The organism is Mesorhizobium sp. M0800 (genome assembly GCF_040320095.1).
Lineage (GTDB): Bacteria > Pseudomonadota > Alphaproteobacteria > Rhizobiales > Rhizobiaceae > Mesorhizobium.
In genome coordinates, this window is sequence record NZ_JAMYOZ010000042.1 from 21098 (window position 1) to 39410 (window position 18313).

At 58.8% G+C, this 18313-nt stretch carries 14 protein-coding genes and 4 pseudogenes; 14 read left to right on the top strand and 4 right to left on the bottom strand.

Annotated elements, in window-relative coordinates; translation table 11 throughout:
* Positions 1-2: 2 nt before the first annotated feature.
* The 3 genes and pseudogenes from NKI18_RS30275 to NKI18_RS30285 form a co-directional block, all read right to left on the bottom strand.
* Positions 3-144 (bottom strand): annotated as a pseudogene (locus NKI18_RS30275) (amino acid ABC transporter permease); the annotation flags it as partial.
* 109 nt (positions 145-253) lie between these two features.
* Positions 254-1087 carry a transporter substrate-binding domain-containing protein gene (locus NKI18_RS30280; protein WP_353021599.1) on the bottom strand — a complete coding sequence of 278 codons (834 nt, stop codon included), beginning with the start codon at positions 1085-1087 and terminating at the stop codon, positions 254-256.
* A gap of 642 nt (positions 1088-1729) precedes the next feature.
* Positions 1730-2480 (bottom strand): annotated as a pseudogene (locus tag NKI18_RS30285) (IS6 family transposase).
* 553 nt (positions 2481-3033) lie between these two features.
* Between NKI18_RS30285 and NKI18_RS30290 the strand changes: the two are divergent.
* Positions 3034-3975 (top strand): serine hydrolase domain-containing protein, encoded by a 942-nt coding sequence (locus NKI18_RS30290; RefSeq protein WP_353021601.1) that lies wholly within the window; start codon positions 3034-3036, stop codon positions 3973-3975.
* 11 nt (positions 3976-3986) lie between these two features.
* Here NKI18_RS30290 and NKI18_RS30295 read toward each other — a convergent pair.
* A pseudogene (locus NKI18_RS30295) lies at positions 3987-4235 on the bottom strand (IS256 family transposase); the annotation flags it as partial.
* A 671-nt stretch (positions 4236-4906) separates the two neighbouring features.
* Here NKI18_RS30295 and NKI18_RS30300 point away from each other — a divergent pair.
* From NKI18_RS30300 to NKI18_RS30360, 13 genes and pseudogenes are all read left to right on the top strand, one after another.
* Complete coding sequence (locus NKI18_RS30300; protein WP_353021603.1) at positions 4907-6040, top strand: ABC transporter ATP-binding protein; 1134 nt, start codon at positions 4907-4909, stop codon at positions 6038-6040.
* Positions 6033-7049 carry an ABC transporter ATP-binding protein gene (locus NKI18_RS30305; protein WP_353021606.1) on the top strand — a complete coding sequence of 339 codons (1017 nt, stop codon included), beginning with the start codon at positions 6033-6035 and terminating at the stop codon, positions 7047-7049. The genes NKI18_RS30300 and NKI18_RS30305 overlap by 8 nt, the downstream gene beginning before the upstream one ends.
* A gap of 133 nt (positions 7050-7182) precedes the next feature.
* Positions 7183-8877, top strand: a complete 1695-nt coding sequence (locus NKI18_RS30310) for a peptide ABC transporter substrate-binding protein (RefSeq protein WP_502900792.1) — start codon at positions 7183-7185, stop codon at positions 8875-8877.
* A gap of 89 nt (positions 8878-8966) precedes the next feature.
* Positions 8967-9974 carry an ABC transporter permease gene (locus NKI18_RS30315; RefSeq protein WP_353021610.1) on the top strand — a complete coding sequence of 336 codons (1008 nt, stop codon included), beginning with the start codon at positions 8967-8969 and terminating at the stop codon, positions 9972-9974.
* 88 nt (positions 9975-10062) lie between these two features.
* Positions 10063-10953 (top strand): ABC transporter permease, encoded by an 891-nt coding sequence (locus NKI18_RS30320; protein ID WP_353021628.1) that lies wholly within the window; start codon positions 10063-10065, stop codon positions 10951-10953.
* 83 nt (positions 10954-11036) lie between these two features.
* A complete protein-coding gene (locus NKI18_RS30325) occupies positions 11037-12644 on the top strand; it encodes a WD40/YVTN/BNR-like repeat-containing protein (protein WP_353021613.1) in 1608 nt (535 codons plus the stop codon).
* A complete protein-coding gene (locus tag NKI18_RS30330; RefSeq protein WP_353021616.1) occupies positions 12641-14194 on the top strand; it encodes a WD40/YVTN/BNR-like repeat-containing protein in 1554 nt (517 codons plus the stop codon). Before NKI18_RS30325 ends, NKI18_RS30330 begins: the two co-directional genes overlap by 4 nt.
* Positions 14195-14253: 59 nt before the next feature.
* Positions 14254-14403 (top strand): hypothetical protein, encoded by a 150-nt coding sequence (locus NKI18_RS30335; RefSeq protein WP_353021618.1) that lies wholly within the window; start codon positions 14254-14256, stop codon positions 14401-14403.
* A 136-nt stretch (positions 14404-14539) separates the two neighbouring features.
* Positions 14540-14734, top strand: coding sequence for a hypothetical protein (locus NKI18_RS30340; RefSeq protein WP_353021621.1), 195 nt, complete (start codon positions 14540-14542; stop codon positions 14732-14734).
* 785 nt (positions 14735-15519) lie between these two features.
* A pseudogene (locus NKI18_RS30345) lies at positions 15520-15813 on the top strand (group II intron reverse transcriptase/maturase); the annotation flags it as partial.
* A gap of 81 nt (positions 15814-15894) precedes the next feature.
* A complete protein-coding gene (gene tnpA / locus NKI18_RS30350; RefSeq protein ID WP_353021623.1) occupies positions 15895-16368 on the top strand; it encodes an IS66-like element accessory protein TnpA in 474 nt (157 codons plus the stop codon).
* Entirely contained in the window at positions 16349-16702 is a 354-nt protein-coding gene (gene tnpB / locus NKI18_RS30355; protein ID WP_014761846.1) for an IS66 family insertion sequence element accessory protein TnpB, read from the top strand. The genes tnpA and tnpB overlap by 20 nt, the downstream gene beginning before the upstream one ends.
* Positions 16703-17210: 508 nt before the next feature.
* Positions 17211-17657 carry a transposase gene (locus NKI18_RS30360; protein WP_353021625.1) on the top strand — a complete coding sequence of 149 codons (447 nt, stop codon included), beginning with the start codon at positions 17211-17213 and terminating at the stop codon, positions 17655-17657.
* Positions 17658-18313: the final 656 nt, after the last annotated feature.

Sequence of the window (18313 nt, forward strand, 5' to 3'; positions counted from 1 at the left end):
TTCACCGCAATCACAAACGCGATCGCGAAGCGCCCGTAGAAGCGGTGAATCGGATCGCCGATCACCGGCCGCATGAGTTCGCCCATGATCGTGCCCGTCAGGTTGACCGCCAAAAAACACCGCGACTGCGAAGATCGAGGCGATGAACCGTGGTTTATGGACGAGAACCTAGGATTCAAGTATCCTGATAGAGCATGAGGAATCCGCTATGACATGGCGGCCCAGACTAAGCTGGGCCGTCTAGCTTGCGACCTCACTGTTCCTCAGTGTAATCTGCGTCGTACCACTTGATCGAAAGCTTGGAAAGCGTGCCATTGTCCTTCATTTCCTTGATGGCCGCCGCAATCTTGTCATTGAGTTCCTTGTCTCCAGGCAGAATTGAGATAGCTCCCGGCCCGTAATACAGCGCCGGCTCGAGTATCCTCAAGGGGTAGCCGGCCTTAATCGCGGCGCGCGCATCCGTGATGTCTGCGATGACCGCATCAAGACGAACGCCGTCGCCAAGGCGCAGATCATCAAATGCAATGCTGGTCGTTCCGTAAGTCTTCAGCTGGCCCGGCTTGAATTGATAGTGAACAGGGCTGGCGTTTACCCAACCCGGCGTAAACTCATGCTTGGCATACGCTTCAAACTCGCTGGCCGCTGTTAAGCCAATCACCTTCCCCTCGAGATCGGAAGGCTTCGTTGCCTTGCCGTCCTGGTGAACAGTGGCAACAGCTGGGCTCCAAAAATAGACAGCCGGGAAGACAAGCACTTCTGCCTTGGGCCTGGTCGGCACCATCGCGCCCATGGCGACATCCCAACGGCCCTGCCACTTGGCTCCGACGATGATGTCCCATCCCGGCGTCACGAATTCGGCCTCTACTCCGAGGTATTTTGCGATGCCGTTGGCGACATCAACATCATAACCAACGAGTTCCTGTTTGTCGTTCAAGTGGGAAAGGGGCCCCCAGTCCGTCCCAACTGCGAGCCTCAGCGTTTTTGTTGCGAGCACTTTTTCGAGTACGGCGCCGGCATTGGCCGGCAAAGCGATGGACGCAACTGCGAACGATGCTGCAGCTGCAATCATCCTTACAAACTTGTTCATGTGACGTTCCCCTGGATTGACAGTTGTGATTGTTGGTCCTTTCCCGCATTCGAGACTTGGGATTGGGGTAGGTAATGAGATGAGGGCCAGAGCCTGAGCAACTGCGAGCCGTCTTGCGCCATGTCGCCGCCCACAGTCACACTGTCGGATCGGTCCGCGAGCTGGCAAGAACATAATCGATACCCCATCCATCTAGAACTCAGATGGTTGAAAGCCGAGGTGCGGCAGCTGAACGGCCGTGGCCTCGGACGCGCAGAAGGCGTTCATCCTGAAGCAGGGAGGCCGACAGGATCCCCGTTGCGGAGATCTGCCGCCGGGCGGGATCAGTCAGGCCACCTAATTTCAATTGAAAGCAGAAATATGACGGGCTTATGTCGACGGTGCCCACGGCGGGTCTGCCGGGTTCTGAGTTCGACACCTCGACTTACCGCTACAAGTCCCGCCGCCGCGACCAGGCCGGAATCTCATTCTCCCGATCTCCGGAACTCCCCCACGCGCCGAACAGGACGCACCCAATTCCCAGAGTTGGAACTGCGCCGCGCCAGACTTTCCGATTTTCGCAAGGGATGAAACGCCGTAGTGAATATAATGGCTCTGTTGCAAAAGATCCGGGTGGTTGGGGAGGTCCCGTGTTCTCTGCCGTCACGCGGCCTGACCCTCAAGATTCTGAGCGAGCAGTGCTACTGCCTCCGTCAGCGCGCTCGGTCCGATGTCAAAAGCACGTTCAAAGATACGGGCCCCTCCACTGATGTCGCCCGTCAGGTTGAAAATCGCAGCCTGGCCCTTGCGCAAAGCCGGCATGACCTGGAAGCTTTTGATCGTCGCATAGGCCGTTTTTAGCGTCAAGAACCCTCTCACCGGTCTGATCAGCTGCTTCAGCTTGCCGTGATCAGCCTCAACAACATTGTTTTAGGTATTTGACCTGCCGATGCAGAAGCTCTCTCGGGCATTTGCCTTCGGCTTTCAATCGCGCGATGGCGATGCCATAAGTCGAAGCTTTGTCGGTGTTGATCACGGTTGGCTTTTCCCAGTCCTTCAGGCCGTTCAGGTCCTATCGAGAAAGCGCTTGGCCGCTTTGGCATTGCGGGTCGGGGGACAGATAGAAGTCGATCGTCTTGCCGAATTGGTATGCCCATTGGCCACGAACCTTCACATAGGTTTCTCAACGCGCCAACTCTTCGATTGCGGACGACGCCCGTGCCAGCGCAGCCGCTTTTCAACCTCGTGCGCGTACTTTTGTACCCAGCGGGTAAATCGTGGGATGATCAACGGCTACACCCCGTTCACCCATCATTTGCTCAAGATCGCGGTAGCTGACGCCATAACGCGAACACCATCGCACTGCCCAAAGGACAATCTCACCCTCAAAATGACGCCACTTGAAATCGCTCATCAAAAATCTCGCTGAAAATCTTCGGCGCTCTTTCCGGTATGAACGGATTTTTTGCAACAGAGCCTTTCTGCAAACCTTCCTTCCCGCCCTGCATGTCGGTGAGCCCTGACGTTCGAGCCTCTTGATCACGTGCATGGTCATGTCGCCTTCGGCAACTGCTGTCCCGTTTGACCGGCTTCGGTCCGACGTTCTTATGCCGATGCCATCTAAGGTCTAGATGGCCATGATCTCAATTCTGTTCTTGTTGATTCCTGGTCCGATGGAACAGGCTGAACTAAGCAAACGACATCTCGAACTAGCGCTCTCAGCTGCTGCAAAAAGGGCTCCAATTCGCATCTCAGGTGCGGGAATGAGTCGTGTCACCGACAGGGAACTTCGCATGTGCAAACTTAATCAACTCACTTCCTCATGGTCTCCGGACCAGCAAATCCAGTACTATCGCAACTGGGGCGAACATTCGCCTGTCCGCGTGGTGCCACGGGCTGACAGTGTCTATCCGCTCCCACCTGCTATTCATCAAATCTCGCCGCGGTGGACCTGGAAGGGCCAAGCCATGGACGTTGACACCTATATGAAGGCGCACCGAGCCTCAGGTGTCATCGTGCTCAAGAACGGCGAGGTGCTTCTGGAGCGCTATGGTCTCGGGCGCACAGCCGATGATGTCTGGCTTGCGCAGTCGGTGGGCAAAACAGTCACCGCCTTTCTGGTCGGCGCGGCAATTCAGGATGGCTACATAAGGAGCATGGATGATTTGGTCGCCGACTACATCCCTCAGCTTAAGGGTGGCGCTTACGACGGTGTGACTATCCGCCAGCTGTTAACTATGACCTCCGGCGTGAAGTTTGACGAGGACTACGTCAATCCCGACGGAGACGGCTCTCAGATCTGGGTGTGGCCGTTTGCGAAAGAGGATCCAGCCGCATATCTGGGCCGCCTGCCGCGAGCCGATCGCCCAGGGGCCAAGTTCGTCTACAACAACGGTGACGCCTTCCTGGCGGGCATCCTGGTGTCAAAGGCGACCGGCAAATACTTGTCGGCCTACCTCGCCGAGAAGCTCTGGAAGCCGTTCGGAATGGAAAAACCGGCCTATTGGGTAGTGAGTCCGTACGGTCTCGAAGGGGGCGACGGCACTCTCTCGATGACCTTGCGCGACTACGCCCGCTTTGGCCAATTTATGCTGGACGGCGGCAAGTCGAATGGGGTCCAGGTAGTGCCACTCGGCTGGGTGGCCGACGCCACCCGCGCGCAGGTGACCCTTCCTTCCGAATTCGAGGACGAGAACGGCGCAACGGACTATGGCTACTACTGGTGGATATACAAGGACGCATATGCGGCGCGGGGCCACGCGGGCCAGGCGATCTACGTTTATCCGGAGGACAACGTTGTGATCGCCGTCAATTCTGCCTGGCCCGAATCAGAAAAAGCTCGTGACCATTGGCAGGCGCTGTACGCTTTCGTTCAGGCGCTGCATGCAGCGGCGGTGGTGCACCGCTGAGCGGCGCCATCGCTGCCATGACCCGTTGGCACGTCGCCTGCAAAGGCCGCACCGCCCACCCGAGCCGACGGGTCGAGACATTGATCAGCATCAGGTTCATCATCCAGTGACCGAGCCGGTCTGCCGAAACCACACGATCCCAGCTCGTTATCGCCATCGTTTCGCCCGTCGACGGTCCTCACCCGTGGACGTTCGACCGCGACCCTGCCGCCTTGAAACCCGATCCGGCCGCGCGTCGAACTCCAGCGGTGCGCCGCGCGCTCCGGCGGGCCGGAAAAGGTCTGCTGAAAAGGATCCGGCGCGGCAGTCAGCCCGATCGCCGCGTCCGTAGAATGGGCCGCCGGCCCGGAGTTCCGCCCATTGGCTGCATCATCGTTTTGCGATCGCGAGGAACAACCGCATACAAGCATACGGCGCCTGATGGCGAACTCACTATGCCCGCAAAGCGCGAACATTGCTGTCGCGGATATGGACAAGGATGCGCTTCGCCGCTTTGCTCCGCATCAATCCCACTGCTCCAGCAGCCGACCGGCCGATTATCTCTTAACCATTAGGTGAACCGCGGGGCCGTGTCAGCTTCTGCGGAACTTCAAATGCCCCGTCACTGACGCACCGTGGACATGGATAACGCGTTTTGGCAAATCCACCGCGATCATCGTATCCCTCATTTCCTCGTCCTTCCGCTTCGTGGCTCATAGGCCACATACTCATGGCACTTTCGCCGCCAAGGGAGGGCGTCAACCAGCCCATCTCTGCTAAGCGACATCAGGCTTGATCCATCTCGCTTTAAGATGACGACAATATAAAAGCTATAATTGACTCAGATCGCCCGTCTGTTGATGGTCAATGAAAGACGCGAATGGTGCCCGCTCATCCCGCCATAATCGAAAGCACCGGCCAACAATCGAAAAGAAAAGTGAGGATTTAGCTATTGGTTCAGTTGCCTGTTCTGCGTGAAACAAGCGCGGCACAGGTTGAGATGACACGGGCCGAGCTATCCGGGATTCAGGTGGAGGGCGTTCAGCGAACCGAGGGGGTAGCTTTGGTGGAGGCGATAGCGCACAGAATCGGCGCGCCGGTCTTGCAGGTGTCGGACCTGAGGATTGTTTTCACATCCCGCGGAACCACGCTCCACGCCGTTAACGGCATCAGCTTTGAACTTCAGCCCGGCGAACTGCTTGGCGTCGTCGGAGAAAGCGGCTCAGGCAAGAGCGTTACGATGATGTCGCTCATGAAGCTTCTGCCGTCTCCGCCTGCCGAAATCGTGTCCGGAAGGGTGCGTCTCGGGCACCGGGATCTTTTATCGCTCGACCCAAGCGAAATGCGTAAGGTCCGCGGTGGCGAGGTTGGGTTCATCTTCCAGGACCCGATGACATCGCTCAACCCGGTCTTGAGGGTCGGCTACCAGTTGATGGAGCCGTTGCGCAAGCATTTCCGTCTCAGCCGTGGCGAGGCGCGCAAGCGTGCAATTGAGCTTCTCTCCCTCGTCGGCATCCCCTCGCCACAGGACAGGATAAACGACTATCCCCACCAGTTCTCCGGCGGGATGCGCCAGCGGGTGATGATCGCCATTGCACTTGCCTGCAAGCCAAAGGTACTCATCGCCGATGAACCGACGACCGCGCTTGACGTGACGATCCAGGCCCAGATCCTGGAGCTCGTCAAGAAGCTCCGCCGGGAAATCGGCATGAGCATCATCTGGATCACCCATGATCTCGGTGTGGTGGCCGGGATCGCCGATCGGGTAATGGTCATGTACGGCGGGCTCGTTGTCGAGTGCGCCTCTGTCGACGATCTCTACGCAAATCCCCGTCATCCCTATACACGCGCACTTCTGGAGACATTGCCGAGGCCCGACCAAGCGGGACAGGAGCGATTGAAGAGTGTCGTAGGCCAGCCGCCACACCTAACCGCCTTTCCGACGAACTGCCCCTTCGCGCCACGATGTCCGCATGTCTTCGATCGCTGTCGCGTGGAGAGGCCGCCGCTGATGGCGGTGCGAGATGGTCACGAAGCTGCCTGCTGGTGGGACGTAACTGAGCAGAGGCCGCGCGACGATGTCTGAGCCAAGTATCCTCACCAGAGAAGCACAGCAAAGCCGGGACGAAGTCCTGCTCCGCGTCAATGACCTGGCCGTGCACTACCCGACATACAAGGGTGTCTTCGGGCGCCAAGCTGGTGCCATCAGAGCGCTGGATGGTGTGAACCTTGAGGTCAGACGCGGCCAGACGCTCGGGCTTGTGGGCGAGAGCGGCTGCGGCAAGTCGACGACAGGCCGTGCCATCTTGCGCTTATGCGACGCTACCGGAGGCCGCATCGTGTTTGATGGCGAAGACATCACGCACCTAGAGGGCAACAAACTGCGCCGGATCCGCCCGCGCATGCAGATGATCTTCCAGGATCCGCAGGCGTGTCTCAATCCGCGCATGACCGTCGGCTCCATCATTGCCGAACCGCTGAACGAGCACGGCACACTGAAAGGCAAGGAAAAGGAAAACCGGGTTCACGGGTTGCTCGATTCCGTCGGTCTCAATCCGAGGTTCGCCAACCGCTATCCGCACGAATTTTCTGGCGGCCAACGCCAGCGCATTGGGATCGCCAGGGCGCTCGCGCTCAATCCGGACTTTATTGTCTGCGATGAGCCAATAGCCGCCTTGGATGTCTCCATCCAAGCCCAGGTGGTCAACCTCCTCAAAGACCTTCAGAGGCAGTTCTCGCTGACATACCTCTTTATCAGCCACGATCTTTCAATGGTTCGTCACCTCTGTGACAATGTCGCGGTGATGTATCTGGGCAAGGTAATGGAACTCGGCCCACGCGACCTCATCTACAGAGACCCAATACATCCCTACACGAAGGCGTTGCTCTCTGCGGTCCCAGTGCCGAATCCGAGGGTCGAACGTGCGCGCCACCGCATCATCCTGACGGGCGATGTGCCGAGCCCGGCCAATCCGCCTTCGGGCTGTCGATTTCGCACCCGCTGTCCGGTCGCGTTCGACCGGTGCACGTCAGAGCAACCGGCATGGCGAAAGGTGACCGGCGAGCGGTGGGTCGCCTGCCATAGAGCCGAGTGAAGCAGTGGAAGCGAGATCCCTATCAGGAAGTCTGCGTTAGCGCGTCGGCGATCACAAAGAGGACGGATTTGGTGAGGCAACAAGGCCGGAATAAGCCAGGCCGAGGTTTGAAAAAGAGGAGAACAACAGAATGTTGAGATTGACATCACTTCTAACGGCGGGGGTCACGGTGACCCTATTCGTCACGCCTGCATTTGCCGACCGTCGCACAGACGGCGCCGTGAACATCCTACAGTGGCAGGCCCCTTCGACGATGAACCCTTACCTGTCGGGAGGCGAGAAAGACTCCACTCCTGCCTCGCTGGTGCTCGAGCCGCTGGCAGGCTACGACCAGGACGGTGATCTGTACCCGCGTCTTGCCCAGGACGTCCCCACGGTGGCGAACGGCGGTGTGGCGAAGGACCTCAAGTCGATCACCTGGAAGCTGAAGCCGGACCTCAAATGGTCCGACGGTTCGCCGGTCACCTCGAAGGACGTGGTTTTCACTGCGAACTATTGCATGGCCCCGAATGTTGGATGCGGCGTCAACAGCTTCAAGGGTGTCGTGAAGGTCGAGGCGCTTGACGATCTGGCGGTGAAGGTCACCTTCGAGGGGCCGACGCCGATGCCCTACGGCCCCTTCGTCAGCTCGTGGTCACCGATCATCCAGGCGAAGCAGTTCGCCGACTGCCTGGGCGAAAGGGCGCAGACCTGCACGGAAGCCAATTTCTATCCGATCGGGACTGGGCCGTTTGTCATCACCAATTTCAAGGCAAATGACGCGGTTCAGCTAAAGGCCAATCCGAACTACCGCGATCCGAACAAGCCCGCTTTCGCCGAGGTCAACCTCAAAGGGGGCGGCGATGCCCTCGGCGCAGCCCGTGCAGTGTTGCAGACGGGCGAATATGACTACGCCTCGAATTTGCAGATCGCCCCGGATGTGCTGAGCGAAATGGAGAAAGGGGCCAAGGGCAATATCCTCTTGGCCTTCGGCACGTCAGTCGAATTCCTCTTTATGAGCCTGACCGATCCTTCGCCCAGTCTCCCGCCGGAGGAGCGTTCAACTGCGAAACATCCACACCCAATCCTCAGCGACCTTCGCGTCAGCAAGGCTCTGTCGCTGGCGCTAGACCGCGCGAAATTGAGCGAGATCGGCTACGGCTCCATGGGCAAGCCCACATGCGACTTTATTCCGGCGCCGCCGATGTTTGCCGTTGGCGATACGGGCTGCTTGGGGCAGGACATTCCGGGTGCCAAAAAGCTTCTTGACGAGGCGGGCTGGAGGCTAGGTCCGGATGGCTTCCGGGAGAAGGACGGCAAAAAGCTGAAGCTCACTTTGGTGACCACGACCAACGCAGTGCGCAACCAGTTCCAGGCGATCATCAAACAGTGGTGGCACGAGGTAGGCGTTGACGTAGAACTGAGGAGCATCGACGCTTCGGTCTTCTTCGGCAGCGATGCGGGCAATCCGGACACATTCCAGAAGTTCTATGCCGACGTTGAGATGTGGGCCGACTATGCTGGCGGGACCAATTTCGGCAGATATGTCGCAGCATACATCTGTAGCGCGGCACCGCGGCCGGACACGCGGTGGCTAGGGAGTAACATCCCGCGCCACTGCAACACGGATTACGACAGTCTAGTGACAGAGCTCGACAAAACCGCTGACGCCGAGCAGCGCGCTGAGATTATCAAAAAGCTCAGCACCATTCTAACGGAGAGTTACGCGATTATGCCGCTGGTTTGGCGCGGCGACGTCACGGGGGTTTCCAACACGCTGGCCGGTCTTGTCATGAACCCCTGGGATTCCAGGTTGTGGAACGCTCAGGACTGGTACCGCAGCAAGTGAGACTGCCTGCGCGTCGCAATGGCGCGTGGCTTTCCATCTCCCATGCCGGCCGCGAGCATCGCCCCGGCCGGCAGCAATAGGTGCAACGCATGCTCAAGTATGCCATCCGACGACTGCTTTTAGCGGTGCCGACCCTGTTCTTGATCAGCCTCGTAATCTTCTCGCTGCTCAAACTCGCGCCAGGCGATCCGCTATCACAACTGCCACTTACACTTGCGCCTGAAGTGCGCGCGAAGATGCGTGAAGCTATTGGTATGGACGAACCGCTGATAGTGCAGTATCTCCTTTGGCTGAAGCAGTTCTTTGTAACCGAGCCGCTGCATTGTTTCGACGTTGTGTTCGGGACGCATTTCTCGGACGGTACGCAGCGCATCATGTCTTGGCAAACGCGCGGTCCGGTCTTCAGCGTCGTCGCCGAGCGTCTTCCGCAGACGCTGTTGGTCGTCGGCCTCGCCTATTTCGTCGGCGTGCTAGTTGCTCTACCAATCGGTATCGTCTCGGCCTGCAAGCAATATTCCATCTTCGATCAGATTGGCACACTCCTGTCTTTGCTCGGTATTGCCGTGCCATCTTTCTTCTCCGGCGTTTTGGCGATCCTCCTCTTCGCCGTGTATCTCGACTGGCTTCCAACGATCTACAACACCAATCTCGCTGCCGACAACTGGAGTAGTTTCCTTGAACAACTCCGGCAGATGGCCATGCCCGTGATGGTGCTGGCGGTCCAAACTACCGCCTCCATCAGCCGCTATTTGCGCTCGTCGATGCTCGATAACCTCGGTCAGGACTATGTCCGCACGGCGCGTGCCAAGGGCATGAGCGAGAATGTGGTCGTTTTCATCCACGTGTTACGCAATTCGATGATCCCGGTTGTCACTGTCATCGCGCTCGGACTTCCAAGCGTCTTTGGCGGGGCCATCGTCACCGAACAGATCTTCAAGGTGAACGGAATCGGCGAGCTCCTGATCACTGCGATCTACGCCAACGACGTGCCGATGGTGCAGACGCTGGCTTTTATGTTCGCTGTATTGATCGTCGTCTTCAACCTGGTCGCCGATCTGCTCTACGGGGTACTCGATCCCAGGATTCGCTATGACTGAGCTGCTTAGCCACAACGAGCCGAAAGAAGCTGCCGAGGCGCTTGTTTCGGAAACACCAAATACCGACCCTATCGGCGGCGTGGAACCAATGTTGCTCGAGGCGCCGTCGCGCAATCAGTGGTGGGACGTCTGGGATCAGTTTAAAACCCACAAGGGCGCGCTCGCCGGGGGGGCTGTCTTCTTACTGATTGTCATCGGTGTTGTCTTCGGTCCCTTCGTTTGGCGCGTAAGCCCTACGTATATCGACTTCACCATTATGAATGCGGGACCAAGCTGGGCCCATCCGCTGGGCACTGACGAACTTGGGCGCGATCTACTCGCGCGAATGATAACAGGCGGTCGCATATCGATCGCCGTCGGCCTGACGGCGATGATCATCTCTATTTTCATAGGCACGCTTATCGGTGTCCTTACCGGTTACTTCAAATCCCTCGATGGGCCCCTGATGCGGCTCACCGATCTTTTTTTGTCATTGCCGGTACTCCCACTGCTATTGATCGCAGTGATGCTGTTCCGCGATGTGGTGGCAAACGTTCTCGGGCGCGATCTGGGGAGTTTTATGCTCATCGTGTCGATCACGGGCGTGACGAGCTGGATGCATGCTGCGCGCATCGTTCGGGGCGAAGTGCTGGCCGTCAAGCAGCGCGAATTCGTATTGGCGTCGCGCAGCATTGGCACCCCACCGCACCGGATTATCCGTCGCCATGTGCTGCTCAATATCATGTCACCGATCATTGTCTCAGCCACTCTCGGGATCGCCACGGCAATTATTACGGAAAGCACGCTGTCGTTTCTTGGCTTAGGCTTTCCGCCGGATTTCCCGACCTGGGGACGACTGCTCTATGACGGGATCGGATACATGCAGGTTTACCCGCATCTAGTGCTGTGGCCGGGGATTGCGATCTCGCTCACAGTCCTGAGCGTCAACTATATTGGCGACGGCCTTAGAGACGCGCTCGACCCACGACTGCGACGATGATTTACGTCTGGTACCAGAAACCACCCGACGAGAAGAACTGAGGCATTAACTAACCCATGTTAACCACCGGAAGCGAAGTTGCAATGCCGACGCAGACCCATGTGACTGACCCCAGGAGCCTCGAAGCCATCAAATGGCGCTGCATCGGACCGCCCAGAGGAGGCCGTGTTGTGGCGGTTGCGGGCGACCCCAACGATCCCATGGTGTTCTACTTTGGCGCCTACGCAGGCGGGGTGTGGAAGACGGTCGACGGCGGCATTTATTGGCGCTGCGTGTCCGACGGTTACTTCGGGAGCGCCAGTGTCGGCGCGCTTGCAGTCGCCCGCTCCGATTCGAATGTCATTTATGCCGGCATGGGCGAGACGACGATCCGCGGCAACGTGTCTTACGGGGACGGCATCTACAGGTCGACTGATGCCGGTCGCAGCTGGACTCATGTGGGGCTGAAAGAGACCCGCCATATTGGCAAAATCCGCGTTCATCCGCACGACCCCGACATCGTTTATGTCGCGGCGCTCGGCGACGCGTTCGGGCCCAGCGAAGAACGGGGCGTGTTCCGCTCCAAAGACGGCGGCAAGACTTGGCAGAAGGTCCTCTACCGCAATCCCGACGCCGGCGCTGTCGATGTCTCGATGGATCCTCACAATCCACGCGTCCTCTTCGCCACGACGTGGCAAACGCGACGGAGTTTCTGGAACCTAAATAGCGGCGGGCCCGGAAGCGGAATCTTTCGCTCGCTCGACGGCGGCGACACTTGGGAGGAGCTGTCCAAGCGGAACGGTCTACCGGGCGGGGTACTCGGAAAGATCGGTGTTTCCGTTTCGGGGGCGCTGCGTGGGCGCGTCTACGCACTCATCGAGGCAGAGGACGACAAGATCGGGCTCTACCGCACCGACAATTACGGTGACCGCTGGATCCATGTGTCGCGCAATCGCGACTTGATCCATCGTCCCTGGTACTACACCCATGTCTTCGCCGACACCGGGCACGCCGATACTGTCTATGTGACCAATTCGCGGATGTGGAAATCGACCGATGGCGGGGCGAACTTCACCCAGGTGACTACTCCACACGGCGACAACCACGATCTCTGGATCGACCCAGTCAATCCCAAGCGGATGATCGGAGGCAACGACGGCGGTGCCTGCGTAACCTTCAATGGCGGCGGGACTGGTCGTCGATTTACAATCAGAAGACGGCACAGCTCTATCGCATCGACATTGACGACCGGCATCCCTATCGGGTCTACGCCACCCAGCAGGACAACACGTCTATTTCGGTCCCGAGCGCCTCGGAATGGGGCGTCATCACCCTCGGCGACTGTACCTATCCGGGAACCGGCGAGAGCGGCTTCATCGCCGTCAATCCCGAGGATCCCGACATCGTCTATTGCGGCGCCATCGGCTACAGCCCGGGCGGAGCGGGAGCTCTGCAACGCTACGACCACCGCACCCGGCAGGTCCGCCTCGTCAATGTCTGGCCGGAAGCGTCGACCGGCATCGCGCCGAAGAATATGCGCTACCGCTTCGCCTGGACCTTTCCGCTCTCCTTTTCGCCGCATGATCCGAACGTGCTCTATGCCGGGGGCAATCGCGTCTTCCGCAGCCGCGACGAAGGATCGAGCTGGACCGCCATCTCGCCCGATCTCAGTCTCAACGATCCGGCTCGGCAGGACTATTCAGGCGGATTGACGCATGAAAACTCCGGCTGTGAGGTGCATGCGACGTGCGCCTCGGTCGTCGAATCCCAGCACCGCAAGGGCGAGATTTGGGTTTCCACCGATGACGGTCTCGTCCATGTGACGCGGAGCGACGGGGCCGAGTGGAGGAACGTCACGCCTGAAGCCATGCCCGAGCTAGCCTATGTTGGCTGCGTCGAGATCTCATCGCATGACGCCGATACCGTTTATGTAGCGGCCACGCGCTACAAGCTCGCCGACTATCACCCCTATCTCTTCCGCACCCGGGATGGGGGCAAGAGCTGGCAGTCGATCGTGGGCGATTTCCCGAAGGGCGAGATCACCCGTGTGGTGCGCGCCGACCCGGTACGGCCAGGCCTGCTGTTCGTAGGCACCGAGACGGGAGTCTTCCTCAGTCTCGATGACGGTGCGCATTGGTCGTGCATGGCCGGCGGCTTGCCCGTGGTCGCGGTCTACGATCTCAAGATTAAGGGAAGCGACCTCGTGGCCGGCACTCATGGCAGGTCCTTGTGGATCCTCGACGACGTGACGCCCCTGCGCGAGCTGGCCGTGGATCAGAAGGACGTGCTGTTGGTCAGCCCGCGCCCGGCGATCCGAACCAAGCTCAATTACTGGGCCGGTATAGGTTCCGCCAAGGCGGGCATGAGCTACTGCGAGGACATTGGCGGCGGCATGGAGGTCGTGGAGCTGGAGGACGGACGACGCGATTGCCTCCATCTCGACTGCGGCGAGAATCCGCCGAACGGGGCAATCGTCTATTACTGGCTGGCCAAGAAGGCGGAGGAGCCTGTCAAGCTCACCTTCCAAGACGCCACGGGCAAGACCATCGTCGCATTCTCTAGCGCCGACAAGGATGCGCCCTTTGATAAGAAGCCCGGCACGAAGGCAGGACTCAACCGCTTTCTGTGGGATCTTAGGCATCCGGGGCCGGCCAAGCTCGACCAGTCGCTGGTGACGCTGAAATATGAGCCTCTCGTGCCAGGCGGCAGCGATTCCAGCGGCCCGGCGGTGGTTCCCGGCAGCTACAAGGTTGAGCTGCAGACCAATGGAAAGTGCCAGACGGTCGACCTTACCGTGGTTAAAGATCCCCGCCTTGCCACGACGGAAAAGGACTTTGAGGAGCAGTTCGCGCTCATAGAACAGTTGGTCAGCAAGCTCTCGTCGCTCAATCAAATGGTCAATCGCATCCGGCTCCTGAAGCGGCAGCTCGCGGATATACAGAAGCGGCTGGGCAGTAGTGACGAATGGCTCGTCGAGGGCACGCAAGCACTGTTCGGGCGGCTCGAGGCAATCGAGGGAACGCTGGTCGACATCAAGCGGGAGACACCGCGAGACGTCCGCAACCCAGTTGGCTTGAATGAAACGCTGATCGGCCTCATCGACTTAGTCGCCATCGCAGATGCAGCGCCCACGGTAAGCGCACGGCACGGGTCGACAGCGAGATCAAAAAACTGGACCAGCTCGAGAAGGATGACGTTAATGCTCTCAATGTCGCGCTCAAGAGCGCCGGCGTCGAGCTGCTCGGGGCCCGGCAAGGCTTAGGTGTTACTTGAGGTTCGATATCGTTCAGTGAGCATTCATCCACGAAAGGAGAGACAGACATGGATTTCATCGAGCGGATTTTCGGAGTGGCTCCTGATGGAGGCGACGGCACGACCGAGTTACTATACGTCGCGAGCGCGCTTGCCGTCGCAGCGATCTTGGTGGGCCGCGGTTGGCTCCGCCGACGCGCCGCAGAGCGGCGGCGCTAATCTTCTCTTCTAGCGGCGAGGTTGTGTCCGGCTGAAGATTCTTCTCGAGCACGGAATGCCCCGCGCGCCGCTGAGGCCCCGGACGGACGATCAAGGCGGGGCCGGTTGTTCATTGCTGGCAAAAAGGAGCACGAATATGTTTTCACTGACCCAGGTGATCGGAGTAAGCGGCATGGCGAAGCGCGAGCTAGCGCCCTTCATGATCGCGTTCGTTGTCGCTGAGATGTTCTACAAGCTTGGTAGCTTCGCCTTAGAATGCCTTGCTTTCCTCGCCACTTGGTATTTGCTGAGCTACGCCTTCCATGGGTTGGTTCGGCGCGACCGCGGCTGACGTTTGACTCGGGTAAGATACGTGCTGATCGACCACAACAGGGTCTATGCGGCTTTAGCAGCCTGTCCGTCGTCGCTATATAAAATCAACAGCGATTGGATGCCACTTCGGTGCTTAAGATTTGACTGAAGAATAGCTTTGTTCGTTCGTGCCGCGGCTTGGTGAAGAAGTCGTGCGGTTTGCCCTCTTCGACGATCCGGCCCGCATCCATGAAGATAACAGTGTGCTGCAGAAGCACACAGGAGGGATGATCGAGATGATCTGAGCGTCTGTGAGCACAAGCTGCGGCAGCGATGAGGGAACGCTCCTCGGGATCGACTTTCAGGCTTTCAGGCGTAGGTCTCAAATCACTTCGAGCGGCTTCGCTTAAGAAGGCGTGGTCGTGAGCGTTGAAGCTAACAGTCGGGAGATACCCGAACGGATGCGCCTCCGAGAGATGTCACGTGACGACGCTTCATCGATGGGTTCATTTTCATTCGTAAATCGTCGTCAAAACCAGGGGTGTGTCGTCCCTCTGGGATCAGCCCGCCGGAAGCCTGGTGACCGGGCGGGCAGGCGGCGACCGGCGTTGAGGAGGCGTGGTTCGAATGCAGGCGCTGCCGCGGAACTGCAGGAACCAGTCGTTCCCGATGCCAAGGGAGAAGCACAAGCGGAGAAGACTGTGAGGCGAGAATACCGAAGCGGAGCACTGGGACGGACCGATCCGTATTAGGGACGAAGGCTCGTAATGGGGTTGGAGCGAAGGGAGCGGATCAGGTGGGTTGGCCATCGTCGCAACTGGCGACATGAGGACGGCGATGAACCAGCCAAACAAGCCATTCAACGTCGACAGGAGAGAGGTGTACGAAAGATATCTGCAGGTGAGATCCAATGGTGGCGCAGCTGGCGTCGACGGAGTGACGATGGAGCAGTTCGAATCCGACTTGGAGAGCAAGCTCTATAAGATCTGGAACCGAATGAGTTCCGGCATTTATTTCCCGCTGCCTGTTCGCGCCGTTTCCATTCCGAAGTAGAGTGGAGGCCAGCGGATCCTCGGGGTGCCTACCGTGGCGGACCGCATGGCGCAAACGGTTGTAAAGTAAGCGCGAATTTCCCCGCACCTTTTGCTGTTGAGTGCTCTGATGCATGAGGTGTCCACCAAAATAGGTGGACACCTTGTGATGGAAGAAGATGAGCAGAAACTGCGGGTGAGGCTTGTCGGTCGGGACGGGCGACGCCGATACGACCCGGCATCGAAGGACCGTCTTGTCTCGGCCTGTCTTGAGCCTGGCGTGTCGGTATCGAGGCTTGCGCTCGAACATGGGGTCAATGCGAACCTTCTTCGGAAGTGGATACAGAAGCGGGCGGAGACCCAGTCCCTCCCACAGCCCCCACCATCGGCGTTCATCCCGGTTCAGATTGAAAGCACTTCCGATCGGGCCTTGCTGCGACAGAGCAGCATGGCTGCGGTGGATTTGCCGGGGACTTGCGATGGGGCACGTAGGTCGGCATCGAAAAGGACAGCGCCTTTTTCCTCTCCAGCCAAGGTGAGCGCGTCGCTGCCGAACGGCGTGAAGTTGACGCTGGAATGCGGTGATGTGGATGCGTTGACGGCGACCATCGGAGCACTGGGGCATGTTCAGACTGGGCGCTGACCTGAAAGTCTACCTGCACCGCGAGCCGATCGACTTCCGGGCCGGCATCAACAGCCTTGCGGTTCTGGTCCAAGAGACGATGGCGCTCGATCCGTTTGCTCCGGCGGTTTTTGCGTTCTGCAATCGCCGTCGCGACCGGATGAAGCTCCTGTTCTTCGATCGGTCGGGCTTTGTGCTGGTCCTGAAGCGGCTGACCGAGGACAAGTTCCGGTGGCCGCGCCGGGAGGCAGCGGTGGTCACGCTTACGACCGAGCAATTGCACTGGATCCTCGACGGCATCGACATCGATGCGATGGTCCGCCATCCGGTGCGGCAATATCAGGTTGCGGGTTGAGGGCTCTCGAATTGAGCGGTTGACGTTGTAAAACAACGGATTGAGCCGGCTCTCGACGCAATCTTTCTGGCGGATTCCTATGGCTACAGACCCGGAAAATCGGCTCTCGATGCTGTGGGAGTCACGCACAAGCGCTCCTGATAATACGATTTTCTGGAGTTCGACATCAAGGGCTTGTTGGAGCGACTTTCATAATGCCCCATGATTCATGGCATGTGTTCGAAGAGGGTAGGATTGTGATCTATGGTCTTGATCCATAGACCTTTTCTCCGTCCGCGGATGACGTGCACGGATTCCAGTTCACCGCCTTTAACTCGCTGCAACAGACTTTGGCGGGAAGGCTCGAGAGTATCCGGCATGCATCGTGGCGATGGAGGCGTGCGGCAGTTCCCACCACTGGGCTCGAAATGATCCGGCTTGGCCATCAGCCGAAACTGATCGCACCTGGCTATGTCAAACATCAAGCGGCAGAGACCGAGGAGCAGCGGAGCAGCAGTACCGGTCGATCGTGTTTCGCACCCGTGAGCAGTTGGTCAATCAGCGCATCGAACTGGTCAACGCCTTGCGCGCGCATCTCTATGCATTCGGCCATGTTGCTGTGCAAGGGATCGGCTACGTGGGGCGCCTGGCACAGGTCGTCGAGGGCGAGAATACACATTGCCGGGTCTGGTGCGCGAGATCTGTTGCGCCTTGTTTGGACCAGATCGATCAGTTGACCGACCGGCTCGCCGCACTGAAGAAGAAGATCGACGCGCTGTCCAGGAAAGCTGAAGCATCGCGGCGATTGCAGACCATGCCTGGTGTCGGTCCCATCGCCCCCCTTGCCGTCGAAATCTTTGCGCCGCCGATGGAGAACTTCAAGTGCGGTCGCGATTTCGCCGCTTGGCTCGGGCTGGTGCCGCAGCAGAAGTCGACTGGCGGCACCCGACTGTATGGCATCGGGTGTAGGCTATAGGTGATCCAACGCGAGTTTGGAGTCGCCCCTAAAACCATACGGAAATGGGTGGAAGACAATCAACCTGGGACATGAGAACGCAAGGTCTTCACGGAAATCCGGCCAACGCCCATGCTGACTACGTCCGGAGGCGATGGCTTGAAGTTTGCCGCAACGCAACCCGGCTCTACAGAGAGGTGTGCGATCGCGGGTATCGCGCGAATGTAAAGATCCTTCGCGATTGGGTGAAGAAGGCTGCGCGACGGAATCCGCGCACCAGCATTGTCTCGTGCCTCACGCAAAGCTTCTGACGTACGCCTTCACCGCGGCAAACCGCTCGCCTCCTGACGCCGAAGTCGATAAACTTCCGCCGAACGAGCGAGCTTTTGTGAATGCCACTTCCTGGCCTTACCTGGCGTTGCTACTGCTGCCGGGCTGGCACGGCGCTTCCAATCCGAGATTTGCAATCGGGAACCGCTGCGCTGAAGCGGGTACGTCTCCTACCGGAACCGGCGCTCCATACAAGCGGCATACACCGGATAGGCGAATCTTTACATCAGCGGTCTGTTGTTAAATGCCGGCGCATCGTGTGACGCTGCGCCGGCACCCTGCTTAAGAAATTCAGCTGTTTACGAGCAGATCGCGCGACATGTTGCTCAGCGACTCCGCGCCATTTT